The organism is Gemmatimonas sp. (assembly GCF_041689975.1).
In the GTDB taxonomy this organism is placed as follows: Bacteria; Gemmatimonadota; Gemmatimonadetes; order Gemmatimonadales; family Gemmatimonadaceae; genus Gemmatimonas.
In genome coordinates, this window is the sequence record NZ_JBDNFF010000253.1 from 1 (window position 1) to 24,698 (window position 24,698).

General features: G+C 64.2%; 24 protein-coding genes. 13 read left to right on the plus strand and 11 right to left on the minus strand.

Features of this window, described 5'->3' with window-relative positions:
- Positions 1-38: 38 nt before the first annotated feature.
- Positions 39-305, plus strand: a complete 267-nt coding sequence (locus ACESNG_RS15975) for a hypothetical protein (RefSeq protein WP_373065189.1) — start codon at positions 39-41, stop codon at positions 303-305.
- Position 306: 1 nt separating this feature from the next.
- Positions 307-735: a type II toxin-antitoxin system VapC family toxin gene (locus tag ACESNG_RS15980; RefSeq protein WP_373065187.1), complete on the plus strand. Its 429-nt coding sequence runs from the start codon at positions 307-309 to the stop codon at positions 733-735.
- 1 nt (position 736) lies between these two features.
- Here ACESNG_RS15980 and nhaD read toward each other — a convergent pair whose 3' ends face one another.
- The 4 genes from nhaD to ACESNG_RS16000 form a co-directional block, all read right to left on the minus strand.
- Positions 737-2,179: a sodium:proton antiporter NhaD gene (gene nhaD, locus ACESNG_RS15985; RefSeq protein ID WP_373069731.1), complete on the minus strand. Its 1,443-nt coding sequence runs from the start codon at positions 2,177-2,179 to the stop codon at positions 737-739.
- 39 nt (positions 2,180-2,218) lie between these two features.
- Positions 2,219-2,947 carry a hypothetical protein gene (locus ACESNG_RS15990; protein ID WP_373069733.1) on the minus strand — a complete coding sequence of 243 codons (729 nt, stop codon included), beginning with the start codon at positions 2,945-2,947 and terminating at the stop codon, positions 2,219-2,221.
- Between the two features lie 15 nt (positions 2,948-2,962).
- Positions 2,963-3,373: a hypothetical protein gene (locus tag ACESNG_RS15995; protein ID WP_373069735.1), complete on the minus strand. Its 411-nt coding sequence runs from the start codon at positions 3,371-3,373 to the stop codon at positions 2,963-2,965.
- Positions 3,374-3,643: 270 nt separating this feature from the next.
- Positions 3,644-4,246 carry an RNA polymerase sigma factor gene (locus ACESNG_RS16000; protein WP_373069737.1) on the minus strand — a complete coding sequence of 201 codons (603 nt, stop codon included), beginning with the start codon at positions 4,244-4,246 and terminating at the stop codon, positions 3,644-3,646.
- Positions 4,247-4,311: 65 nt separating this feature from the next.
- On the opposite strand from ACESNG_RS16000, the gene ACESNG_RS16005 reads away from it, so the two are divergent.
- From ACESNG_RS16005 to ACESNG_RS16030, 6 genes are read left to right on the plus strand one after another with little or no spacing between them, the layout of a single operon-like run.
- Positions 4,312-5,082 carry a class I SAM-dependent methyltransferase gene (locus ACESNG_RS16005; protein WP_373065177.1) on the plus strand — a complete coding sequence of 257 codons (771 nt, stop codon included), beginning with the start codon at positions 4,312-4,314 and terminating at the stop codon, positions 5,080-5,082.
- A 34-nt stretch (positions 5,083-5,116) separates the two neighbouring features.
- Positions 5,117-6,607, plus strand: a complete 1,491-nt coding sequence (locus ACESNG_RS16010; RefSeq protein WP_373065175.1) for a menaquinone biosynthesis decarboxylase — start codon at positions 5,117-5,119, stop codon at positions 6,605-6,607.
- Positions 6,604-7,557, plus strand: coding sequence for a UbiA-like polyprenyltransferase (locus ACESNG_RS16015; protein WP_373065173.1), 954 nt, complete (start codon positions 6,604-6,606; stop codon positions 7,555-7,557). The genes ACESNG_RS16010 and ACESNG_RS16015 overlap by 4 nt, the downstream gene beginning before the upstream one ends.
- Positions 7,554-8,153 (plus strand): UbiX family flavin prenyltransferase, encoded by a 600-nt coding sequence (locus ACESNG_RS16020; protein WP_373065171.1) that lies wholly within the window; start codon positions 7,554-7,556, stop codon positions 8,151-8,153. The genes ACESNG_RS16015 and ACESNG_RS16020 overlap by 4 nt, the downstream gene beginning before the upstream one ends.
- Positions 8,154-8,831: a tol-pal system YbgF family protein gene (locus ACESNG_RS16025; protein WP_373065169.1), complete on the plus strand. Its 678-nt coding sequence runs from the start codon at positions 8,154-8,156 to the stop codon at positions 8,829-8,831.
- Positions 8,828-9,352 (plus strand): metallophosphoesterase, encoded by a 525-nt coding sequence (locus ACESNG_RS16030; RefSeq protein WP_373065167.1) that lies wholly within the window; start codon positions 8,828-8,830, stop codon positions 9,350-9,352. The genes ACESNG_RS16025 and ACESNG_RS16030 overlap by 4 nt, the downstream gene beginning before the upstream one ends.
- 57 nt (positions 9,353-9,409) lie before the next feature.
- Here ACESNG_RS16030 and ACESNG_RS16035 read toward each other — a convergent pair whose 3' ends face one another.
- From ACESNG_RS16035 to ACESNG_RS16055, 5 genes are all read right to left on the minus strand, one after another.
- Positions 9,410-10,705 (minus strand): GIY-YIG nuclease family protein, encoded by a 1,296-nt coding sequence (locus tag ACESNG_RS16035; RefSeq protein ID WP_373069739.1) that lies wholly within the window; start codon positions 10,703-10,705, stop codon positions 9,410-9,412.
- Positions 10,656-11,522 carry a bifunctional DNA-formamidopyrimidine glycosylase/DNA-(apurinic or apyrimidinic site) lyase gene (mutM, locus tag ACESNG_RS16040; RefSeq protein ID WP_373065163.1) on the minus strand — a complete coding sequence of 289 codons (867 nt, stop codon included), beginning with the start codon at positions 11,520-11,522 and terminating at the stop codon, positions 10,656-10,658. Before mutM ends, ACESNG_RS16035 begins: the two co-directional genes overlap by 50 nt.
- On the minus strand, positions 11,515-12,795 hold the full coding sequence (purD, locus tag ACESNG_RS16045) for a phosphoribosylamine--glycine ligase (RefSeq protein ID WP_373065161.1): 1,281 nt from the start codon (positions 12,793-12,795) through the stop codon (positions 11,515-11,517). The genes mutM and purD overlap by 8 nt, the downstream gene beginning before the upstream one ends.
- 180 nt (positions 12,796-12,975) lie before the next feature.
- Positions 12,976-14,052 carry a M48 family metallopeptidase gene (locus ACESNG_RS16050; protein WP_373069741.1) on the minus strand — a complete coding sequence of 359 codons (1,077 nt, stop codon included), beginning with the start codon at positions 14,050-14,052 and terminating at the stop codon, positions 12,976-12,978.
- A gap of 60 nt (positions 14,053-14,112) precedes the next feature.
- Complete coding sequence (locus ACESNG_RS16055) at positions 14,113-15,282, minus strand: PLP-dependent aspartate aminotransferase family protein (protein WP_373063042.1); 1,170 nt, start codon at positions 15,280-15,282, stop codon at positions 14,113-14,115.
- A 170-nt stretch (positions 15,283-15,452) separates the two neighbouring features.
- Here ACESNG_RS16055 and ACESNG_RS16060 point away from each other — a divergent pair, with 170 nt between their 5' ends.
- Positions 15,453-16,535 carry an HD domain-containing phosphohydrolase gene (locus tag ACESNG_RS16060; protein ID WP_373063044.1) on the plus strand — a complete coding sequence of 361 codons (1,083 nt, stop codon included), beginning with the start codon at positions 15,453-15,455 and terminating at the stop codon, positions 16,533-16,535.
- A 5-nt stretch (positions 16,536-16,540) separates the two neighbouring features.
- On the opposite strand, the gene ACESNG_RS16065 is transcribed toward ACESNG_RS16060, so the two are convergent.
- Positions 16,541-17,371: a hypothetical protein gene (locus ACESNG_RS16065; RefSeq protein WP_373063046.1), complete on the minus strand. Its 831-nt coding sequence runs from the start codon at positions 17,369-17,371 to the stop codon at positions 16,541-16,543.
- 187 nt (positions 17,372-17,558) lie between these two features.
- Here ACESNG_RS16065 and glmM point away from each other — a divergent pair, with 187 nt between their 5' ends.
- The 3 genes from glmM to ACESNG_RS16080 are packed head-to-tail and all read left to right on the plus strand — an operon-like array spanning position 17,559 to position 22,436.
- Positions 17,559-18,929, plus strand: a complete 1,371-nt coding sequence (glmM, locus tag ACESNG_RS16070) for a phosphoglucosamine mutase (protein ID WP_373063048.1) — start codon at positions 17,559-17,561, stop codon at positions 18,927-18,929.
- A gap of 13 nt (positions 18,930-18,942) precedes the next feature.
- A complete protein-coding gene (gene glmS / locus ACESNG_RS16075) occupies positions 18,943-20,769 on the plus strand; it encodes a glutamine--fructose-6-phosphate transaminase (isomerizing) (RefSeq protein WP_373063050.1) in 1,827 nt (608 codons plus the stop codon).
- A 50-nt stretch (positions 20,770-20,819) separates the two neighbouring features.
- On the plus strand, positions 20,820-22,436 hold the full coding sequence (locus ACESNG_RS16080) for a peptide chain release factor 3 (protein WP_373069743.1): 1,617 nt from the start codon (positions 20,820-20,822) through the stop codon (positions 22,434-22,436).
- A gap of 167 nt (positions 22,437-22,603) precedes the next feature.
- Here the strand turns inward: ACESNG_RS16080 and ACESNG_RS16085 are convergent, their stop codons facing one another.
- Complete coding sequence (locus tag ACESNG_RS16085) at positions 22,604-24,199, minus strand: hypothetical protein (protein WP_373069745.1); 1,596 nt, start codon at positions 24,197-24,199, stop codon at positions 22,604-22,606.
- A gap of 59 nt (positions 24,200-24,258) precedes the next feature.
- Between ACESNG_RS16085 and dtd the strand changes: the two genes are divergently transcribed.
- Positions 24,259-24,698, plus strand: a 440-nt coding sequence (dtd, locus tag ACESNG_RS16090; protein ID WP_373063056.1) for a D-aminoacyl-tRNA deacylase, incomplete at its 3' end; no start/stop codon positions are given.

Sequence of the window (24,698 nt, forward strand, 5' to 3'; positions counted from 1 at the left end):
GCGTTGACATCACCATAATGATGCGTTAGCATCATGGTATGCGGACGACTATCGATTTAGACGACGATCTGCTCCAGCGCCTGCGCGACACGGCGCACCGCGAAGGGGTGCCGTTCAAGGCGCTGTTGCATCGCGTGATTCTGCGTGGGCTCGACGACGCTCCAGCCGCACCAGAGAGAGACTACCAGACGCGATCGTACAGTATGGGCGCCGTTCGTGAGGGCTACGACCTCGTGAAGGCGCGCTGGATCGCGGACGACCTCGAGGATGAGGAAATCATCCGTAAGATGAACGAGGGGCGATGAGGTGATCGTACCGGACGTCAACCTGCTCGTGCACACGCTCAACCGAGACAGTCCGCAGTGCGCTCGCGCGGGCGAGTGGTGGCGTGAACTGCTCAACGGCGACGAGCCCGTTGGGCTTCCGTGGATCACGGTCGTCGGAGTCGTTCGCATTTCCACCAATCCGCGAATTTTCCCTTCGCCGATCGCATTGGTCGAGGTCCTCGAAAATGTCGACGAATGGTTTGCACAACCGGTAGTGAGTTCGATTGAACCCGGTACGGAGCATTGGAGCATCATGCGCAGGCTACTTGCCGAAGCCGGCCGCGGCGGCAACCTCACCACCGACGCGCATCTCGCGGCACTCTGCATCGAGCGCGGTGCCACGCTGCACAGCGCCGACGGTGACTTCATGCGCTTTCGCGGGTTGCGCTACGAAAATCCGCTGCGCTGATTTATCGGATGGCGACGCCGGTAAACAGCGCGCCGTTGATCAGGAAGTGCACCCAGATACTCGCGACGTAGCCGAGGGCGATCGCCCAGGTCCATTTGAGATGCGCCATAAACGTGTACGTGCCGCGGGCCTGTCCCATCAGCGCTACGCCGGCCGCACTGCCGATCGATAGCAACGAGCCGCCTACGCCGGCAGTAAGCGTCACCAACAGCCACTGACCCACATCCATGGGCGGTTGCATCGACAACACGGCGAACATCACCGGGATGTTGTCGATGACGGCCGACAGCAGTCCGACGGCGACGTTCGCCTTGGTGGCACCGAAGCCACCGTACGCCACGTGTGAGATGGCTTCGAGATAGCCGATCGCGCCGAGTCCGCCGACGCAGAGAATCACGCCATAGAAAAACATCAGCGTGTCCCACTCCGCCCGCTCGAGATGCTTGAACACGTCGAACGGCTCGCGCTCGGCCCCTGCGTGTGACACCACCTCGAACGGGTTGTCCGAGTCCACACTGTGCCGCTCCGCACGTCGCGCCGATTGGCGAATCGCGGAGCGTTGCAGCGTCCAGCCGTACACCTTGAGCACACCGAGACCGGTCATCATCCCGAGTACTGGCGGCAAGTGCAGGAACTGATGCGCGCTCACCGTGGCCACGATGGTAAGCAGGAACAGCCCAACGATCACGAAGGCGCCGGGCTGCAGCCGCATCTGCTCGGTGATCGGCGCGGGACGGCCGGCACCGACGGCCGCACTCATAATGGCCGCCGGGACCAGCCAGTTCACGAGCGAAGGCAGCAACAGCGCAAAGAACCCCGAGAAAGGAATGATGCCCTTCTGCCACACCATCAGCGTCGTGATGTCACCGAACGGCGAGAAGGCCCCACCCGCATTCGCGGCCACCACGATATTGATCAGCGACACGATCACGAAGCGCGGGTTCCCTACACCGACGCTCAATACCACGGTGCCCATCAGCAGTGCCGTGGTGAGATTGTCGGCGATGGGCGAGATACAAAACGCGAGCGCACCGGTGATCCAGAACAGGCGGCGCAAACTGAAGCCGCGAGAGACCATCCATCCACGGAGCGCGTCGAAGACGCCGCGTTCTTCCATCGAATTGATGTATGTCATCGCCGCCAGCAAAAACAAGAACAGCTCGGCAAACTCGAGCAGGTTGTGCCGAACCATCTCCTCGGCAAACTGCGTGAGCGCGAGCTTGGCCTGCGGGTCGGTTGCCGCGTCGGCGGCATTGGCGTAGCGCCAGCCGATCAACGCCCAGATGACACCAGCGGCAACCAGCACCGGCTTGGACTTGCGTAGGTGCAGGAACTCTTCGCCGATCACGAGAGCGTAGGCCAGCACGAACACGACGAGGGCCGTAATGCCGACCCACGTCGCAGTCAGGTCCAGCCGCGTGGAAACGTCTGTGAGTTCAACCATACCGAACAATAGCCACAGGAATGCCCATGGCTGCACCGTTTACAATTCGGCGCCGCTCCCGGTGCCGGTATCGGTGCTCACCGGTCGACGGGCGGCCACCACACCTTGCACAGGCGTTGGCGTCTGCCAGCCCGGTGCGGCCACTTCAGTGGTCGTCGTGGTTGACGCCGCGCCCCAACGCGAGGCAAAGCCTGACGCGCCGAAGCGCGAGCCGCCAAAGCGCACCGAGAGCTGCGCCACCCCAAGGCGGGACTTCACCACCGCCCCAAGACCGACGGTGGCCACCGCCCAGGTAAAGGCGACCGCGATGAGCCGGGCAATGGCACCCGCCACCGGCACCTTCGCGGCAATCGCCGCACCGAACCAGATGAGGCTGAGCGTGGCCAGACCCACGGTGAGTCCGCGCAGTGCCGCGCCACGCTCGCTGCTGCCCGCACCGCGCCCGGCCAGCGCCCGACCAATCACGAGGGCTACCGCGAGAATGCCCAACGTAAAGGCACCGGTGTAGGCTAGCGCCCAGGCCAGGGCGGCGATGGGGATCACCAGAATGCCGATGATGGTGATGGCGCACGCCACGAGCAGCACCAAGAGCAGCGGCACCGCCAGTAGTTGCCAGAGCAGTCCCACCCAGAAGCTGCCCGAGATGTCGCGGGCGGCGGTCTTGGCGACGGCAGTGAGCGCCTCTTCGGCGGTCATGAGCACCACAAGGCCGATGATCAGGCCGATGCCGAAGACACCGGCGACCGCGAGCAGACTAGTGGTCGCCATCAGCATGTCACGACCTCAGCGAGCGCGGCGCGAGGCGGTGGCGAGGGCGCGAAGCCCCACGACCCCCATGCCCACGATCGCCACAAAGCCACCCGCAGCGACGGCCGCCAGTTCGGGTGAACCGCTCTGCACAGCGGCGATTCCCGGCTGACCGAGCACCGTAGACGCCACGTCGTTGGAGGCAGCCACGATCTGGTCGCGCACGCCTTCGGCGCCAAGCTGCGTGAGAATGAACGCCATGTCGGCGCGCGCAACCACCCAGGTAGCACCCGCGGTAGCCAGTCCTGCCGTGATCGCCGCACCGAAACCGGCCGCGATGCGGGCCGGTCTGGTGGCGGGAACGTACTGCGCGACGGTGCGAGTGGCTGCGGCATGCCACGGCTCGAACACCTGAACCTGCGACATGACCCGGTCGGAGAAATTCACGGACGGGACAAAGTCGGGGAGTGTCTCGAGAGCCACCATGAGCTCCCGGGCACTTTCCAGTTCCTGACGGCACGAAATGCACGATTTGACGTGCGCTCTCAGGGGAGCGACGCCAAAGCCTTCCTCCCCGTCCAGCAGGAGCTCTATTTCGTCTGATCTCAGGTGTCTGTCATGCATCGGAGGCCTCCACGGGGAACTACGCGCCTGCCCGCCATCAGGTTTCACAGGGTTTAAGCGATCTTCACGAAGATCACGTTACGAATCGATCCATCAGTCACGAAGCCCTTCGAGTGCCGTGCGGAGCTCGTGGCGAGCCCGATAGATGTAAGTCTTCACCGTGCCCAACGGCAGGTCGAGCGTTGCCGCAATCTCCTCGTACGAACGGCCTTCCACATGACGCAGCATGATGCAGGCCCGATACTCCGGGCGCAGTTTGGCAATTGCCCGTTCGATGGCCGACCCCAGCTCCTTGGCCTCGAGCTCGTCAAGGGCGCTCTCCTGATCGGCTTCCAGGTTGAGGGTCGTGGCCTCGACCTCACTGGCCGTGGAGGCGTGCGGGGAGCCGTCCATGCTGATCGTGTCCAGCCGCCGCCGACGCAGGTGATCGATGGCCACGTTGTTCGCGATCTTGAACAGCCAACTCGAGAACTTGAACTCGGGGCTGTACTTGTCAATGTGGTTCAGCACCTTCACGAACGCATCCTGCGCGAGGTCCTCGGCCGTCTCCCGGTCGCGGACCATGCGGAAGACGAGCGAAAACACCGGCCGTTCGTAGCGGCGCACCAGCTCGCGGAACGCGAGCTCACGGCCCTGCTGCGCCAGGCGAACGACATCGGCATCGGGGAGTGTTCCCAACTCGTCGAGAGTCTGCATCGGATCGCATAACCTAGCATGGACGTGCGCTTGCTCGCACTCCCCCGCCTGTCGATGTTTCGCAAATGCCAGTCGCCCCGCCACTGAACCAAGCCCCCGAACGCGCTCAATCCACCGGCAGGGCCGAGCAGGCTGCCCGTGGGGAAAGGAAGCGCGAGTACGTGCAGCAGATGTTTTCGGACATCGCGCCGCGCTATGACCTGCTCAATCACGTGCTTTCGATGAACATCGATAAGGGCTGGCGGCGGAAGGCCCTGCGCGCGCTCCAGTGGTTCGAGCGACCGGGAGGGAGCTACCTCGATCTCTGCGCCGGCACGCTCGATGTCGGCGCCGCGCTCGTGAAACAGCCCGGGTTCACCGGCTTCGTCGCCGGCGCCGACTTCGCCGTTCCCATGCTGCGTTACGGACACGGCAAGGCCTCACGGGACGTGCTGGCCCCCGTTGGTGCCGACGCGCTGGCGCTGCCATTTTCCGGTACATCGCTCGATGGTGCGATCGTCGCCTTCGGTATCCGCAATGTGGCCGATCTCGACGCCGGGCTGCGCGAAGTGCACCGTGTGCTCAAACCGGGTGCGCGCTTCGTCATTCTCGAATTCTCCACGCCGCCGTTGGCGATCGTGCGCAGCTTCTATCATCTGTATTTCCATCACGTCCTGCCATTCGTAGGGCGACTCGTGAGCGGTCACCGCAGTGCGTACACGTATCTGCCGATGTCCGTCTCGCATTTTCCCACCGAAGAGACGCTTGCCGGTCACATGCGCCGCGCCGGCTTCACGACGGTCACGTGGGAACGACTCACCCTCGGCATCGCCGCGATTCACGTCGGTACGGCGTGAGGAACGACATGCCGTCCCGACCGGTCGCATTCTGATGTCTCTTGATACGCTTTCCGACTTCATCGCCGCCATCGATCGCGCCGGCGAACTGCATCGCATCACCGAACCGGTGAAAGTGCATCTCGAGATCACCGAGATCGCCGATCGCGTGTCGAAGATGGCGGGCGGCGGCAAGGCGCTGCTATTCGAGCATCCGATCCTGCGTGACGGCACGCGCTCGCACTATCCGGTGGCCATCAACCTGTTCGGGTCCATGCGACGCATGGCGATGGCGCTCGGGGTAGACGATCTCGATGCCATCGGCGATCGCATCACGGCACTGATGGACCTCAAGGTGCCCGACGGATTTCTGGGCAAGCTCTCGTTGCTGCCCCGCCTGCTCGAAGTGTCGAAGTTTCCGCCGCGCACCAGGAGTGGCACGCCGTCGTGTCAGGACATCGTATGGCGGGGTGACGAGATCGATCTCGACAAGATCCCCGTGCTGCACTGCTGGCCGGAAGACGGTGGCCCGTTCGTGACGCTGACCGCCGTCATCAGCAAGGATCCGGTGCGGGGCATCCGGAACGTCGGCATGTATCGCGTGCAGCAGCTCGACAAGAAGTCGGTGGCGATGCACTGGCAGCGTCACAAGACGGGCGCTGAACACATGCGACTCATGGCGGAACGCGGCGAGAAGATGCCCGTGTGCATCGTAGTCGGCGCCGATCCCGCAAGTATGTTTTCGGCCAGCGCTCCGCTGCCGCCGAATATCGACGAGTTCCTCTTCGCGGGATTCCTGCGTCGCGATCCGGTCAAGCTCACGAAGGCGGTGTCGTGTGATCTCGAAGTGCCGGCCGACGCCGAGTTCGTGATCGAGGGCTATATCGACCCGGCCGAAGCACTGGTGGTGGAAGGCCCGTTCGGTGATCACACGGGTTTCTATTCCGAAGCCGACCTGTATCCGAAGGTGCATGTCACGGCGGTCACGATGCGCAAGAACGCCGTGTACTCCACCACGATCGTGGGCCGTCCACCGATGGAAGACTTTTATCTCGGTCACGCCACCGAACGCATCTTCCTGCCGTTGCTCAAGCTCACGACGCCGGAGATCGTGGATTACCACATGCCGGCCGAGGGTGGCTTTCACAACCTCGTGTTCGTGAGCATCGACAAGAAGTATCCGGGGCACGCCGACAAGGTGATGCATGCCTTGTGGGGGCAGGGGCTGATGTCGCTCGCCAAGGTGCTGGTGGTGGTGGACAAGGAAGTGAACGTGCGCAACCCGGTCGAAGCGTGGTGGGTAGCGCTCAACAACATGGATCCGCAGCGCGACGTGCGATTCACCATGGGGCCGGTCGACGTGCTCGATCATGCCAGTCGTGCCTTCACCTACGGCAGCAAGATGGGTATCGACGCCACGCGGAAGTGGCCGGAAGAAGGCTTTACGCGCGCGTGGCCCAAGGTGATCAGCATGGATGCGGCCACGCAGCGCGCCGTCGATGCGAAGTGGTCGAAGCTCGGTCTGCCACCGATGGCCAAGCCATGAACACCGTTGTGCCGCCGAGGGGCGCGCGCGACGGTCAGCTGATGACGGGCGAGTCGCTGCTGGTGCGTCTGGCCAACTTCGTGAAGCTGCCGCACACCGTGTTCGCGATGCCGTTCGCGTTGGTCGGCGTGCTGTGTGCGAGCGTCGTGGCGCCGGTGACGATCGCGATGGTCGGCTGGGTGCTGCTGGCCTTCACGGCGGCGCGTTTTGCAGGCATGGGTTTCAACCGGATTGTCGATCGTGATGTCGATGCGATCAATCCGCGCACGGCCAAGCGGGAGCTGCCGGCCGGTACGCTGTCGCTGGCGCAGGCCAAAGGCTCGGTGGTCGTGGCCAGTGTGTTGTTCGTGATGGCGGCCTGGCAGTTGAATACGCTCTGTCTCGTGCTGTCACCCGTGGCGTTGCTCTGGGTGCTGGGCTACAGCTACACCAAACGCTTCACGCGATATTCGCACCTCTGGCTTGGATGCGGGCTGTCCATGGCGCCCGTAGGTGGTTACCTGGCCGTCACAGGCGCATGGAGTGACCCGTGGTGGTTCTTGTGCGTGCTCGCACTGGTCGTGGTGTGCTGGAGCGGCGGTTTCGATATGCTGTACGCGTTGCAGGACGCCGACTTCGATCGCGCCAACGGCTTGCACAGCATGCCGTCGGCGATCGGTGTGCGGAAGGCAATTCTCTTCTCGCGCGCACTGCACGTGATCGCCGTGGCGAGCCTGTCGGTGGTGGTGTTCACGCATCCGCTGGGTACAGCCGTGCCACTGGTGCAGACGGTGCTGTGGGGAGGCGTCGCGTTCGTGGCTGCGATGCTGGTGTGGGAGCATCGTATGGTACAAGCCGATGATCTCACCAAGCTCGACGCGGCCTTCTTCACCATGAACGGCATTATTTCGCTAGGCTTCCTTACGGTGTTCGCGGTTGGCCGCTTCCTCGCATCTGGTATAATCGCATGATGCACGTGGCGACTCGACATCCCATTGTGCTGGCGATCACGGGCGCATCAGGCGCTCCGTATGCGGTGCGTCTGCTGCAACAGCTCGTCGCACTGCAAGTGCCGACCTGGCTCATCGTGTCGAGCCACGGATTTCGCCTGCTCGCCACCGAAAGCGAGATCCCCGACTTGCCCACGCTGCGGGCGCAGGTCGGTGCTGATGCCTTCGACGCCCGTGTCACGGTGTTCGATGACAACGACCGCGGGGCCGCCCCCGCGTCCGGGTCGGCGCGGTCGAGCGGGATGGTGGTGTGCCCCTGCAGCATGGGCACCGTGAGCGCAATCGCCCATGGGACGTCACGCTCACTGGTGGAGCGCGCCGCGGACGTGGCCCTCAAGGAACGGCGAACCCTGATTCTGGTGCCACGTGAAACGCCACTCTCACTGATTCACCTCGAGAATCTCACGCAGGTCACGCGCGCCGGTGCCACGGTCATTCCGGCGGCACCGGGGTTTTACCACAAGCCGGCCAGTATCGACGATCTTGTGGATTTTGTCGTAGCGCGCGTGCTCGATCATCTCGACCTCGAGCACACGCTCGGCAAGCGCTGGGGCTGAATGCCGCCAATCAAAATCGAGCCGCTCACGCTCACGCCAGACAAGTACCGCCACGTCTTCAAGACGAGGGCGACGGTCTTTGCGCTTACGTATTTGTGCTTCTTGCCGTTCGGTCATCTGCTGGGACGACTGCTGGGCTACTCCGCGGAGAAGGGCTGGCTGATAATGCCGGTGTTGGCGCTGCCGATGGTGCTGGCGCTCTTCGCGGCGATCTTTGCCGCACAGTGGATGGCCGCCGAGGCCTTTCAGGCATTTCTAAATCCGAGTGGATCCCGCGCGCCGGCGGTGATCACCAGCCGTGCGGAGTCGCTGGTGGCGCGCGGGCAGTACGATGAGGCGGCGGCCGAGTTCGTGGCGTTACGGACGAAGTATCCGCGTGACATCCCGCTGTTGCGCGTGGAGGCCGAGTTCCATGCCGGCGTGGGCGGCAACCCGCAGCTGGCCGTGCAGCTGCTCAATCAGCTCCGCCGGGTGCCGAACGTGCCAAAGGCCGTGGAGCGGTATGCCACACATCGTCTCCTGGACCTGTATCTTGGAGTGTTGGCCGACCCGGGCCGCGCTATGGTGGAACTCCGGCGCATGGCCGATCGCTTTCCCGACAGACCCGATGGACAGGGCGCGCTCGCCGAACTCCGGCGCCGACGCGACCATCTCGCACAGGACCAGACGCAGACATGAAGGAAGCCACGATCATCGGCCTGATTTCCGATACGCACGGACTCGTGCGCCCCGAGGTGTTTGCGGCGCTCGACGGCGTCTCGCGCATTTTTCACGCGGGTGATGTCGGTCCGCCCGAAGTGCTCATCGAATTGGCCACGCTGGCGCCGATTCAGGCCGTGTGGGGCAACACCGATGCTCCGGGACGTCCGGACCTCGTGGAGCGGATCGAGGAAGTGATTGACGGCGTGCGCATCGTGGTCACGCACGGCCACGAGCTCGGCAGCCCGAACCCGCCGCGACTCGTGAGTGCGTATATGAACGCCGACGTGATCGTGTACGGGCATACCCACCAACAGCTGATTACCAAGGCCGCGCGCCGTATCGTGGTGAATCCCGGCGCGGCCGGACCGCGTCGGTTCAAGCTGCAGCCGAGCGTGGCGAAGCTGTACATCCTGAACGGGAAAGCGGATGTGGAGTTGATTTCGCTTGGCATTCCGGAGGACGTCGTGGTGGTGGAGGATGAGTTTGGTGAGGGCTGACGGACTCACGTGAGCTCTGAGTATTGAGTTGAAGTTCGGAGTTGTGGGTGGCGCAACTCAAATCTCGAAACCTGAACTCACCACTCCAAGCTCACGTGAGTGCATCGGCATTGCACCGAACTCCCAAGCCGCCCGCTCGCGTAGGTTGCGCGCCAGTGCCTCGAGCGCGCCGACCACCGTGTCGGCCTTGAGCACCGCATCGTTCGGGCGGGTACGGAACCACGATTCGATCAGCAGCAGTTCATCAAGCTGATCGACGACGGCGCCGGTGGGCACTTGCACCCCGCGCTGCTCCAGCGCCTGCAGCGCTGTCACCGATTCCCCTACGGTGCAGCGCGCCTCGGCCACCACGCGTCCATGCCGTACCAGGTACAGCCGATCGTCGCCATCGCGCCCCGGCATCGCGTATACGAAGCTGGGCTTGGTGATCGCCTCGCGTACCCGGGCCAACTGCGTATCGAGTTCCTGCAGCGCCGTGAGTCGATTGCGCAGCCAGCCGGCACGCTCGTACGACAGCGCGGCGCTGGCGGCGGACATCTCGCGAACAAGCTGCTGATGCGGCGAGTCGTCACGTCCTTCGAGCACGGCGCGCGCGCGGGAGAGCTGCGCGCGATACGCGTACTCCGTGGTGGCTCCCACGCACGGCCCCAGACAGCGTCGTGTTTCGTACCGGTGACAGCCGGGTGTGCGCGTGAGCGACGGATGTACGATGTCGTCGAACAGGTCGACGCCATCGTGCAGCACCATGGGCACGCGGTCGGTGCAGTCGCGAAGCCCCAGCGCGTCGTTGAGCACCCGCAGCGCCTCGACCAGCGGACGGCGCGAGGCAAACGGGCCGATCACCTGCGCTGACTGCTTGGCGCGTGCCGCGGCACTCGCGCGCTGAATGCGAAGCCGCGGAGCAGGGCCGCCCGCGACGGTGATCACCCACCACTTATCGAGCGGACGCGCGGCTTTGATGTTGTACTTCGGGAGATGCGCCCGAATGAGTCGCACTTCGCGTAGCAGCGCTGCGAACTCGCTGGGCATTGGCTCCCACTCGATACGCGCCGTTTCACGCAGCAACCGCGCGTGCCGGTGTTCGGGCCAGGGTAGTCGGAAGTACGACAGCAGCCTCGTGCGAACCTGGGTGCTCTTTCCCACGTACAGCACTTCCCCGTGAATTCCGCGCATGAAGTACACGCCGGGCACGTTGCGCATCTGCTCGCGCACCTGGGCGCGCAGTCGCTGGACGTCGGCGTCGGGAGAGCCGACCGCCAAGTCGAGCTGAGTGGCCAGCTTGGTATTCGACTTGGCGCGCGACTTACCGCTGGCAGTGCGAGCAGAAGACCGTGCTGCGCCCGTCGATCGCATGCGTGCCGACCAGACGGCGGCCGCAGGCGCGACAGGGCTCACCGGCGCGGCCGTAGGCGGCCAGTTGCTCGACAAAAGATCCGCGTTCACCGCGCGCATCCCGGTAGTCGCGGAAGCTGGTGCCCCGCGCCGCGATGGACGCGGTCAACACCGCACACAGCTGCTCGCGCAGTGTACCGCTTTCCTGCTCGGAGAGAGTGCGCGCTTCGCGCGACGGATCGATCCCGGCCAGCCACAGAGCCTCGTTCGCGTAGATGTTGCCGACGCCGGCGAGTCGCTTCTGGTCCATCAGGAACACTTTGATGGCTTGGCGTGACCCCCGAACAAGTCCCGAAAACTCGGCGTCGCCGAGCCGGGGGTCAAGAGGTTCGGCACCTAATGCGGTCGAATATTTTGTGAAACGTTCGGGGGACATGAGCGCCACGGTGCCCAGCCGGCGCACGTCGCGGTAATGAACGGCTCGCCCGTCGTGCAGATGCAGCGTGACAGCCACGTAGGCCCGGTCGGCCTCCGATAGCGAGCCATCATCGACCACCATCCCTCCGGTGAAGCGAGGCTGCACCACCACGCGCCACGGTGGTTCTGTTGCGGGGGGGGCCGTAGCGACCGCCGCCGTCGGGCGCATGTCGAGCACGATCAGCTTGGCGCGCCGCCAGACGTGGGCAATGGTGAGTCCGTGCAGTGCGGCCGCAAAGCCCGATGCGTCGGCTTCTCGCAACACGTCTGCTTTGCGCACCTCCACACCCACTATGACGGCGCCACACACCATCGCATCGAGATCGCGCGCGATGGTTTCCGTTTCGGGTAGCTCAGGCAAGTCGCGCTGCTTCCCGCCATCCGATGTCGCGACGATAGATCGCGCCCTCGAACTCGATGCGCGCGGCTGCTTCACGGCTAGCCGCCTGCGCATCAGTAAAAGTATCGGCCATCGCGGTGACCGCGAACACCCGACCGCCGCTCGTGCGCAGCGAGCCATCATCGGCGCGCGCGGTGCCCGCGTGGTACACGCGCAAGTCGTCGCTGAACGACGGCAACGTGATGTGCTGGCCGGTGAGCGGCACGTCGGGATAGCCCCGCGACGCCACAACGGTGGTGACCGATGCGCCCTCGCGCCACGTAAACGGCGACAGACTGCCGATGCGTCCACCGTGGGCGACGGTCATCAAGGGATCGAGCAGACTACTGGTGAGCATGGGCAGAATCGCCTGCGTTTCGGGATCGCCAAAACGGCAGTTGAACTCGACGACCTTGGGGCCGTCTTCCGTCAGCATCAGCCCGGCGTACAACAGTCCTGTGAACGGAGTGCCGCGCTTGCGCAGCGCATGCAACGTGGGCAAAAGAATGCGCTCGGTGACATCGTCGACGAGTGCGGGCGTGGAAAACGACACCGGTGTATAGGCGCCCATGCCGCCGGTGTTCGGGCCCTCGTCGCCATCGAGTAGACGCTTGTGATCCTGCGCGCCGATCATCGGCATCACGTTGTACCCATCGGTTACGGCGAACAGCGACAGCTCGTCGCCGCTCATGAACGACTCCACGAGACACTCGCTGCCGGCTTCGCCGAAGGCTTTGTCGTCGAGAATCCGCTCGATCGCCGCGTCGGCTTCCTTGAGCGTGTGACAGATGATCACACCCTTGCCGGCGGCCAGTCCGCTTGCCTTGATCACGACAGGCACGCCGAAGCGCGCACGCACCGCGTCCTTCGCGTCGGTCGACTTCTTGTGCGTCTCGGCGCGGGCGGTCGGAATACCGGCCGCCATCATCAACGCTTTCGTGTCAGCCTTCGAGGTCTCGACCTTCGCCGCACCCATCGTGGGCCCGAACACCGGCACGCCGATGTGCTGCAGATGATCCACGAGTCCGATGGCCAACGGCGCTTCCGGTCCCACGATCACGAGCTTCACCTGTTCACGATCAGCCAGCTCGGCGACCTCGATCGGGTCCGAGGCATTCACCGACACCTCACGGGCCAACTGCGCAATGCCGGGGTTCCCCGGGCCGGCCACGATATCGACGGTGGTATTTTCGCGCGCGAGTGCGTCAGCGAGTGCGTGTTCACGGCCGCCAGAGCCGAGGAGCAAGATCTTCATGGTGCGAAATCTAGCCCACGAAGGAAGGAAGCAGTCCCCCGTACACGTAGTACACCAAGCATGGAACTGATCACGCAGAGGCGCAGAGAGCGCAGAGTTCGCAGAGTTGCAGAATTGTTTTCCTCTGCGTCCCCTGCGCTCTCTGCGCCTCTGCGTCATCGGTTCATCCCAGACAGTGAATCACATCCCCGCTGGCGGCTCCGGAGACGCCGGAGTCGGCGGTGGCGGCGGAGAAGCCGGCGGTGGCGGCATGTCGTCGCCCATGCTGGCCGCACTGGCCGCGGTCTTGAACGCATCGCGGAAGGCGTCGGCCGCACGGGTGATCACGTCGCCAACGGTTTCGGCGGCGGCTTTCGCTTTGTCGGCGTAATAATCCTTCGCGTCGCGTAGATCATCGCGCAGCGGACGCTCGGCCTCGCTGCCGCGGCGGATGTAGTCGCCCACTACGATCCGCGTGTAGTCCCCCGACTGCTGCCAACGCTGCAGCTCACCGGCTCGCACCGTGTGGAACGGATGTTCGCGCAGCGCCGTGTTGAGCGCCTTGATCACGTTGTCCCACGCCGAACCGCCGACTTCATACTCGGCCGCTTGGGCGAGATACGCGTCGAGGTCGATCGTGTCACCATAGGCACGGCCACCGGCCAGCTTCAGGAACGTCATCAGGCTGGCGCGCGGGTCCTGCGTGCCGAGCATACCGGCGCGGTCGGCCGACAGCTCCGACTTGCGATACCACTCGAGGAGCGCGAGCTGGAAGGGGAGCAGGGCGATCGAGGCCAGCAGCGGCAGCGCGCTCATGCCGAAAAAGAGCACGATGAGGGCGATTGTACGATACGTGGTGCGCCCCGTCATGATGTGGCCGAGCTGCTGCGCCAGCATGAAGCGCTGCTCCTCGGGCTCCAGGAGTTCGAGCACGCCGGAGTTGATCACAATGAAGGGCTGAGCGAAGCCGACGGCGCCCGCGTTGGCGATCGGATTCTGCGCCACATACAGCTGAGGGACCGGGTGGCCGGCGTTGGGCCAGTCGAGCGCCTGGAGCACGTCCGAATACAACGCGTGCAGCATGGGGCGCTGCGTGGGGCCGACCAGAACGGCGTCGCCGAGGAAAAGATTGCGGACGCCGCGTTCGCCGAAGATGCTGGCGATCTTGCGTACGACCTCGTCGAATCCCGGGAGGGCGCGAAGTGTCTGCAAGGCGGCTCGGTCGGCCGGATGTTCCCAGGTGACCGACGAGATCTGCGTGAGCGGTGTGGCGGGCATAATCAGGGGGCTGGAGACACCCTTCCTACGGAGAAAGGGTGCCTCCAGTTCCAGCCGGCCTCAGATCCCTTCGAGGGCGCCGTCGAGATCGGCGATCAGGTCCTCGGCATCTTCGATACCGCAGGAGAGTCGAACCATACCGTCGTTGAGACCCATGGCGATCTTGATGTCGGCCGGAACCGACCCATGGGTCATGCTGAATGGGTGGTTGGTGAGGCTTTCCACGCCGCCCAGCGACTCGGCCAGCGAGAACACCCGCACGCGTTCGAGGAATTGCCGGGCGTTGTCGATGGTCTTGAGGTCGAGCGTCATCATGCCGCCGAAGCCGCTCATCTGCCGCTTGGCGAGCTCGTGATGCGGGTGGTGCGCCAGGCCGGGGTAAATGACCCGGTCTTCGCCCAGGCGCTCCAGCAGCCAGGCACCCACGGCGCGGCCGTTCAGATCGTGCTGCTTCATGCGGAGCGGGAGAGTCTTCGTGCCTCGCAGGGCGAGCCAGGCATCGAATGGCCCGGGGACCGCACCGGCCGCATTCAGGATGAATTGGAGCCGATCGGCCAGCTCATCCTCAAGTACGACCGCGAGTCCGCCGATCATATCAGAGTGACCGTTGATGTACTTCGTGGTTGAATGCCAGACGATGTCGGCGCCCAGTTCCAACGGACGCTGGAAGATGGGCGTCGCGAAGGTGTTGTCCACGATCAGTAGCGCCTGGTGTCGCTTGGCGATGTCGCTCATAGCGGCCAGGTCGGTGAGTCGCATGAGGGGGTTGGTCGGCGTCTCCACGAGCAGGGCTCGCGTGGACGTCGTCATCGCATCAGCCACCCGCTGCGGATCATCCGTATCCACGTACGTGAACGACAGGCCGAAATGACGCAGGATTCGATCGAACAGACGGAACGTGCCACCGTACACGTTCTCCCCGCACACGATGTGATCACCGGCGCGGAACAGCTTCATGATCGAGTCGAGGCAGCCCATGCCGCTGCTGAACGCGAAACCGTGCCGGCCGCCCTCGAGCGTCGCGACGTTCCGTTCGAGCGCCTGACGGGTAGGATTCTTCCCCCTGGCGTATTCGTATCCCTTGTTGACGCCGATGCTTTCCTGCACGTAAGTGGACGTGAGGTAGAGCGGCGTCATGATGGCGCCCGACACCGGGTCGGGGCGCTGGCCGGCATGGATGGCGCGAGTGGCCATGCCACCCGCGAGGTCTTCGTCGTAAATGCGCGTCATGGGCTCCGTGTGGTCCGAGGCGAACTCAAGTCGGAAGCTACTGCCGTCAGCGAGCGCCGGCGAGTTGCGCCGCTCGGATTCCGTCGCGACCCGGGTGCCCAAAGCCCCGTGTCGCAGCCAATGGCCGTAGTGTGGCCCACGCTCCCGCTCGATCCGAAGCCGGCGGCCTGATGCGTTTTGCTGCAGCGTTAGCCGGCGCACCGCGCCGTTGCCTGATCGTGGACGACGAAACGTCGATGCGATCGGTGGTCCGCCGCCTCATGCAGGCCGAAGGGTTCGAGTGCCTCGAAGCGAGCTGCGGGGCGGACGCGCTCGAGGTTCAGGCCGTGACGCCGTCGCCACTTGTGCTCTCGGACTTTCGCATGCCGGGGATGGATGGTGCGCAGCTGCTCACGGCGATCCGTGCGCGTTGGCCCGAGACCGCCGTCGTGATGCTCACTGCCGTGTCCGATGTCGACCTGGCTGTTCGCTGCCTCGATGCCGGTGCGCTCGACTATCTCACCAAGCCGTTCGCCATCGAAGAGCTGCGGGCCCGCGTCGTGCAGGCGCTCGAGAAGCGCCGGCTGCTGATCGAGAACGCGGCGTATCGCTCCGATCTCGAGGCCAGAGTTGCACTTCAGGCGCGTAAGTACGAGGAGCTGTTCCTGGCCGCTTTGCAGTCATTGGCCGAAGCCCTCGAAGTGAAAGACTCGTACACGTGGGGACACTCCACGCGCGTGAGCCGCTACTCGACGGCGATTGCCCATGAGTTGCATGTCACGCCGTCGCTGCTGTACGAGCTCGAACTGGGCAGCCGCTTGCACGACATCGGCAAGATCGGCGTACGGGAGTCTGTGCTGAACAAGGCAGGTCCGCTCACGGATGCCGAGTATGCCCACGTCATGGAGCATCCGGTCATCGGCTGGCGTCTGTTGGCACCACTGCTGCGGGATATGCCGCACGCGCTGGCGGTCGTGCGTTCACACCACGAGCGATTCGACGGTCACGGTTCGCCCGACACCCTGCGCGGTCGCGAAATTCCGCTCGAAGCGCGCATCACGGCGGTGGCCGACTCGTTCGATGCGATGACGAGTGGCCGTCCCTATCGCGACGGCATGCAGGTCGACGATGCGGTGGCCGAACTCCGCCGTTGCGCGGGATCGCAGTTCGATCCCGCCTGCGTGTCCGCGTTCGAGCGGGCGCTGGCCAGTGGCGTCATCGTGCGTCCCGATCGCAGCGTGCAGCGGCAGACTCGCATGCAGATCGTCGCGTAGCGCGTCTACTCGTTTTCGTGGAGCAGCGTCCCATCGCGCAGTCGTTCGACGGCGTTCGCGACGCTGAATCCGGACACGCGAATGCCGGTCTCGGTGCGCCAGCGCGCGGCAATCAACGTGACATCGTCCCGTTGAGCCGCAACCACCAGCTCGTCCACGTTCGTGGGCGACAACGTCGACACGCGGGCGCCGGCGAACAGGGGCGCGGCCAGGCAGACGGCTACCGACTCCGGATCGCTGCACGGCAGGATCGACAACACGTGATCCATGGGCGTGAGCAGCAACTCGGCCACGGCGGCACGACCGGCAGCAATCAGGTTGCGGTGCGTACTCGTCAGGCGGACGCCCGACGGCGTGTAGGCGACGACGCACTCTTCATCGCGTCCCTCCGTCGCCATATCGCCCTCCAGCAACAGCCCGTGGTGCGATCCCAGGTCGACGTCCATGCGGCGCCCCGGCACGAACACCTGTGCGACGCGTGGCGCGTCATCGAGCAGCACGACCGGCGTGCCATCCGGGAGCATCGGCGCCAGCGCCTCGAGGGTGAACACGGCCCCCACGTCGGCATCGGCTATTTGCCAGGCGATCGTCGTCGGCGACGCCTTGCCATCGAGCAGGAGCGCGCCGCGTCCGTCTGAGGCGGCGAGTGCCACGAGAAAGGCGGGGCCGCCAGGCAGCAGGATCGCGGAACGCTTGCCAGCCAGCGCGCGAACCAGCGGCGCGGACCGTCGCAGCAGCGTCAGCCCGGCGGCGGTGAGTTGCGACGCGTGGAAGGCCCCCAGACGGCCCCCTCCGGCGGCGATGGCGAGCGGCAGTAGTGCAAGCGGATCGGACATGATTGAAGAGACTAGTCCACTGTCGGCATGCGTGCCACCGCCGTAACGGCAGGACGTGCTGGATCGTCTACTGCGGAGAGTCTGTGATGCGCGGCGGAAACCACGTGCATACGCGAGTTGGCCGAATGGGCCTCGCCGCCTAGCTTGTAGAAGTATCCGAAAAAACGCCGATGTACCGAGGAGTGAGATGGCATTCGATGGGCTGATGGTGAGCGTGTCCGGCGTGCGCGGACGTGTCGGTTATGGACTGACCCCTGAAGTCGTGGCGACTTTCGGCGCCGCTTTCGGCGCCTGGGCCGCACGACATGGCGGACGGACGATCGTCGTGGGACGTGACAGTCGGGTTTCCGGACCAATGTTCACGCGCATCGTGCACGGCGCACTGGAGTCGGTTGGCTGCACCGTGATCGACATCGGCATGGCCCCCACCCCTACAATCCAGCTGGCCGTCGAACACCATCACGCGGCAGGCGGTCTCGGTATCACGGCCAGTCACAATCCGATCGAATGGAACGCGCTCAAGTTCATCGGTCCGTCTGGACTCTTCCTGTCGGCCGACGAAGGCGCCGAAATGCGTGCGCTGATGGATAGCGGCATTCCGCGCGCGACTTGGGACGCGCTTGGCGAAATCGTGCACGACACGAACGCGGTGCAGCGCCACATCGATCAGGTGCTGGCGCTCCCCTACCTCAACGTGAAAGGCATTCGCGCCCGTCGCTTCCGCATAGCGCTCGACTGTTGCCGCGGTGCCGGCGGCGTGATCATGCCGCAGCTGCTGACCGAGCTGGGCTGTGAGGTGTATGCCATCAACATGGAAGCCGACGGTCAGTTTCATCGCCCACCGGAGCCGGTCGCGGAGAACCTCGGGGAGTTGGCGGCACTGGTGAAGGCGACCGAAGCCGATATCGGTTTTGCGACGGATCCCGATGTGGATCGACTGGCACTCGTACTCGATAACGGCATCGCACCGGGCGAGGATTACACGCTCGCGCTAGCCGCCCGTACAGTACTCCGTCATCGGCCGGGTCCGGTGGTGACGAATCTGTCCACGAGCAAGGTGGTCGCTGACGTGGCTCGCGACGCCGGCGTGCCCTTCCACTTCGCCAAGGTGGGCGAGGTGAACGTGGCGATGGCCATGCGCGACCTGGGCGCCACTATCGGCGGCGAGGGGAACGGCGGGGTCATCCTTCCGGAGCTGCACTTTGGGCGAGACGCGCCGGTGGGCGCGGCGCTCTTGTTGCAATTGATGCTGGAGGAAGCTCGACCGCTATCGGAGCTGATCGCTGAACGGCCGCGGTATGTGATCGTGAAGGACAAGCTGGATCGTCCAGAGGCACCGCTCGATGCCGTGTATGTGGCGCTGCGCGCTGCCTTTCCGGACGCGGTGGCCGATACTCAGGATGGACTCCGCTTGGATTGGCCCGACCGCTGGGTGCACCTGCGCCCGTCGGGTACTGAACCGATCGTGCGCGTGATTGCCGAAGGACCGTCTGAGCAGGACGCGCGCACCTTGATCAAGCAGGCCCGGGAGCCGCTGTCGGCTCTCGGATCACTCTAGACCTCGAACGACCATGTGCGGAATCGTCGGCTACGTTGGCAATCGAATCGCGACTCCCATGCTGCTCGAAGGGCTGAAGCGCCTCGAGTATCGTGGGTACGACTCGGCGGGTGTCGCTATTATGAATGGCAAAGGCGTGGAAACGCGCCGCGCGGCGGGTAAGATCGCTCGGCTCGAAGCAGTGATCGCCAACGATCCGCCGCAGGGCACGATGGGCATCGCGCATACCCGTTGGGCGACGCACGGTCCGCCGACGGAAGTCAACGCGCACCCGCACGCGAGCCAGAACGGCAAGATCGCGGTGGTACACAACGGCATTATCGAGAACGCAACGGCGCTCAAGGCGGGCCTGGAAGCGCGCGGCTACGTGTTCAAGTCGGACACCGATACCGAAGTGCTCGCCCACCTCATCGAAGTGGCGTACGCCGGCAATCTCGAAGCAGCCGTGATTGAAGCACTTCGTCAGTGTGATGGCACCTACGGCCTGGCGGCGATCACGAGCGACGAGAAGGACAAGATCGTGGCCGCCCGCAAAGGCAGCCCGCTGCTGATCGGTGTGGGCGAAGACGAGTACTTCGTGGCCTCCGACGCGTCGGCGATTCTCGCGCACACGCGCAACGTGGTGTATCTGGATGACGGTGATATCGCCGTCATCACACGCGATGGCTACAAGGTGCTCGACCTCGACTCGGCGATCCGCGACAAGCCGGTCACGCGTATCGACTGGGATCTGCAGCAGATCGAGCGCGGCGGCTATCCGCACTTCATGCTGAAGGAAATCTTCGAGCAGCCGACGACGGTGGAAAACACCATGCGCGGCCGTCTCATTCTCGAGGAAGGCTTCTCGAAGCTCGGTGGTCTCAATATCTCGAAGGAAGACCTGCTCAAGGTCGACAACATCATCATCACCGCCTGCGGCACGAGCTGGCACTCGGCGCTCATCGGCGAAATGATGATCGAGGAATTGTGCCGTATTCCTGTCGAAGTCGAGTACGCCTCGGAGTTCCGGTATCGCAATCCGATCGTGACGCCGACGACGCTCTGCATCGTGATCTCGCAGTCGGGCGAAACGGCGGATACGCTGGCCGCGATGCGCGAAGCCAAGCGTCGTGGCGCACGTACGCTCGGACTGGTGAACGTGGTCGGTTCCACGATTGCGCGCGAGGACGACGGCGGCATTTATCTGCATGCCGGTCCGGAAATCGGTGTCGCGTCGACCAAGGCGTTCACGAGCCAGGTGGTCGCCTTGGCGCTGTTCACGCTCAAGCTCGCGCGGCTGAAGAATCTGAGTGTGGCGCGCGGTCGTGAAATCGCGCAGGCGCTGGCCGACCTGCCCGGCCAGATCCAGTCCATCCTCGATCGTGCCGAGGAGATCGAGAACCTCGCCGAAGAGTTCAAGCGCGCGACCAATTTCCTGTATCTCGGTCGTGGCTACAACTTTCCCGCGGCGCTCGAAGGCGCGCTCAAGCTCAAGGAGATCTCGTACATCCACGCTGAAGGGTATCCGGCGGCCGAGATGAAGCACGGCCCCATCGCTCTCATCGACGAAATGATGCCGGTGGTGTGCATCGCCCCGCACGACGCGGTGTTCGACAAGATCACGTCGAACATTCAGGAGGTGAAGGCACGCAAGGGCAAGATCATCGCGATCACCACGCGCGAAGAGCCAGCGCTGGCCGGCAAGCTCGATTACGAGTTCCGGATTCCCGAAACGGTGGACCTGCTCACGCCCATCCTGGCGAGCGTACCGCTGCAGTTGCTGGCCTATTACATCGCGGTGAAGCGCGGCTGCAACGTGGACCAGCCGCGGAACTTGGCAAAGTCGGTGACGGTGGAGTAACCGTCCGCGTTGCTGTTTCGGATACCCGCCAAGGGCGCTTAGCTTTCGGGATGACTGACGCTGTTTCTTCTGACGTCGCGGCTGGCCGCCTCGCGCACGAAATCTCCCGTCGCCGGACCTTTGCGATTATTTCGCACCCCGACGCCGGCAAGACCACGCTCACCGAAAAGCTGCTCCTGTACGGTGGCGCGATCCACCTGGCCGGCTCGGTCAAGGCACGCCGTGCCACGCGGCATGCCACCTCCGACTGGATGAAGCTGGAGCAGGAGCGCGGTATCTCGGTGACCAGCTCGGTCCTGCAGTTCGAGTATCTGGGTTATCAGCTCAACCTGCTGGACACGCCGGGTCACGAAGACTTCTCGGAAGACACGTATCGCACTCTGGTCGCGGCCGACTGTGCCATCATGCTGCTCGACAACCGTCGCGGTGTGGAAGAGCGTACTCGTCAGCTGTTCGAGGTGTGCAAGCGTCGCCGCACGCCGATCTTCACGCTCGTGAACAAGTGCGACCGCCACGGCGAGGATCCGCTCAAGCTCATTCAGGACGTCGAGGCGGATCTCGGTATCGACTGCTTCGCCGCCACGTGGCCCGTGTTCGACAACGACATTTTTGTCGGCGTGTACGATCGTCTCAAGCGCGAAGTGCACCTGTTCGAGCGCAGCGGTGATCGCGGCGCCACCCGGGCCGACGACACGATGGTAAGCATCGACGACGTGGCGCTCATCGAGGCGATGGGCGAAAGCGCGTTCGATCGGCTCATGACCGATATCGATCTGCTCGATGCCGCCGGTCACACGTACGATCACGACCGCGTGATCGACGGGTCGCTTACGCCGGTCTTCTTCGCGTCCGCGCTCACGAACTTCGGTATCGAACCGTTTTTACGCGAATTTCTCGAGTTGGCGCCATCGCCGGGACCGCGCGAAACGAACATCGGCAACGTCGATCCGGAGAGCACCGATTTCACGGGCTTCGTGTTCAAGATTCAGGCGAACATGGATCCGAAGCACCGCGACCGCGTGGCGTTCGTGCGCATCGTGTCCGGACATTTCCAAGCGAACATGCAGGTGCTGCATCAGCGCAGTGGAAAGCCGATCCGGCTGGCCGCTCCGCAGCAGTTCATGGCGCGCGATCGCGTCAGCATCGATGAAGCGTTCCCCGGTGATGTGATCGGCATCATGGACCGCGGAAACCTGCGCATCGGCGACACGTTGGGAGGCGACGGGAAGCTCGAGTTCCAGGGCATTCCGCGTTTCCCACCCGAGCACTTCGCCCGCGCCGTTCCGGCCGATCCGCTCAAGCGCAAGCAGTTCGACAGCGGCCTGCGTCAGCTCACGGAGGAGGGAGCGGCGCAGGTGTTCTTCGCCGAGACCTCCGCGGGCTCACAGCCCATCGTGGGTGCCGTGGGTCAACTGCAGTTCGACGTGATGGCGTTCCGTCTCGAGCACGAGTATGCCGCACCGTGCAAGTTCGAGAAGATGACGTATCGGTGGCCGCGCTGGATCACGGGACCGAAGGCCGACGTGGAGCGCGTGGCCACGGGGCAGGGGCGCCTCAAGCTGTTCGACCACAAGGGACATGTGGTCGTGCTCTTCTCCGACGCGTGGGCACTCCGTCGCGCCCTGCAGCACGAGACGAATGTGGTGTTCCACGAGACGTCCCCCTGACCACTGTTCGGCGCGGTGTGATTTCCGGGCGTAAAGGGATTGGTGGCGAGCGTGTGAACGACAAACGGAAGCACTGCTTCGGATCTGTCAGCGAAAGTGGCTCCCATCGCTGCAGGCATCGACGCGGTACTTCCGTTTGTCGACTACACGTTCGCCACCAATCAACTTCAGGTCGGAATTGACTCCGTGGCCACCGTGGCCACCGTGGTCGCCGCGATTTCGATCTGGCGTCCCACGTGGCCGATCACGAACCCGCCGTCTTCCGATGACGTGAAGTAGATCCGCAGGCACGTGAGGGGATTGGCACCCTTGCGTAGCTGATCGGCGCATTCGATTTCGCGCTCGCTATCACGGAAAATGTACGGCGTCTTGCGACTACCGTCGGATGGTCCCGGCGAAAAATCCACGCCGAGGTCGGTGAAGACGTCACCCAACGGGCGACCCAGTGCGCGGTCCTGACGACGACGGCCCACTTCGCCGAGGGCCTTCAAGTACGACCAGGCGGTATCGGGGTCGGGGAACGACGACTCGCGTGCCGCGGTGTAGGCCGACGGCAGCAGGCGGAGCGCATCGGAATACAGCGCCTGTGCACGCTCGACCGCTTCGAGCACCGACTGCGGTGCATCACTGGCCGGCTTGGATATCGGTTGGCGTTCCTTGTGGGCCGCCAGCGTTGTACGGAGCGCCCGGGCCGACGCGCGCTCGGCCTCCAGCAGCTCACGAGACTCAACTAGGCGTTCGCGGGTGCGGGAGAGCTCACCCTCGGCGGCACGGACTGCGTCTTCGTACTGACGGACCAGCGAGATCAGCTGACCCTTGTCCATTTCCACACCCGACTCGGCGGCGGCAAGCGCCTCCGCGGCATCCGGGCGCTTGCCGTACGTGGAGGCCCGCTGGTCGCGAAGCGTGTCCACGATGGCCGGGTCGGAAAACGGACGCTGCACCGACACTTCGGCCAGGCGCTGAACCAGTCGGCGACGTTCGCCCGGGAGGGCGAGGGCGCGAGCCAGAACGAGCGGGTGCTGGAACGGATCTGACTCGAGTGTGAAGCCGGGCAGGTACGCACGCGCCGAACCGAGGAAAACACTTCGCGCGTGTCCGCCCACGGCATCGGAGAGGGCAAAGGTGTCGGAGTGGCGCAGCATGAAGCAGAGGCCCAGCCCGAACATCTCCGCGGCGAACTGCTCGGGTGGCAACACGTAGCCGCCGTCGGGCAATTCAGTAAGGAGTAACACCGGCATTGTGCGGGCCGGATCGCAAAGTACGAAGCGCACGAACGCATCGAGCGTACCGGCCTCGAGCTGCGTCGGAACCCGCTGCAGTGGACCATCGTTCGACACGAGCGTGAACTGCGCGTCGAGTTCGGAGAGCAAGCGAGGCGGCCGCACCGGCGGAGGCGCGCCATTGCTGAGGCCTCCATCGGTACCGACGCGAATGTTCACCTGCCGGTGCACAGCGCCGCTCGAGTTGGTAGTCACCACGTACGTGACGTGCGTGGACCACTGCAGCGAACGATCGAGAGGATCTGGTGCGTGCACCACGATGTCGGCCAGCGCCGATCCGCCTTCGCGGTATGGTGCCCACCGGAGGATCCGTCCACCATCGAGCGTGTGATTGGATGGCGTGTCCCAGTTCAACTGCTGGCCCTGATCGAGTCCGAGCCACGCAACGCACGCGGCCAGGAATGCAGAGTCGGAGTCTGTCGCCGCAGAACGCGGCGTTAGATCGAAGTGTAGCGCAAGTCGTGGTTGCACGGTCGTCATGATTGACATTGTTCCGTTGCACTTCCGTGAATCGGAAGGCAATGCCAGACTTTTGCGCTATGCGAATTTTACTTCAGCGTGTCAGCCGGGCCGAAGTCCGTATCCGTTCGGACGATCTCGAAACCGAATCGAGAGTCTCCGGGCGCATTCAGTCTGGTTATCTGCTCTTAGTGGGGTTCACGCACACGGACACCGAGGCGGAACTCCGATGGATGGCCGACAAGATCGTCGGTCTCCGCCTGTTTGCAGACACCCACGGGAAACTTAATCACGATATCGCCGAGTGCGCAGGTGCGCTCCTCGTCGTTTCGCAGTTCACGCTGTACGCTGATGTCAAAAAGGGAAAGCGTCCAAGCTTTATCGAGGCGGCCCGACCAGAAACCGCTCTCCCACTATATAACCAACTCGTGATGCTTTTGCGCTATCACCAATTGGTTGTCGAAACAGGGGAGTTCGGCGCCTCGATGGACGTGGAACTGGTGAACGATGGTCCCGTCAC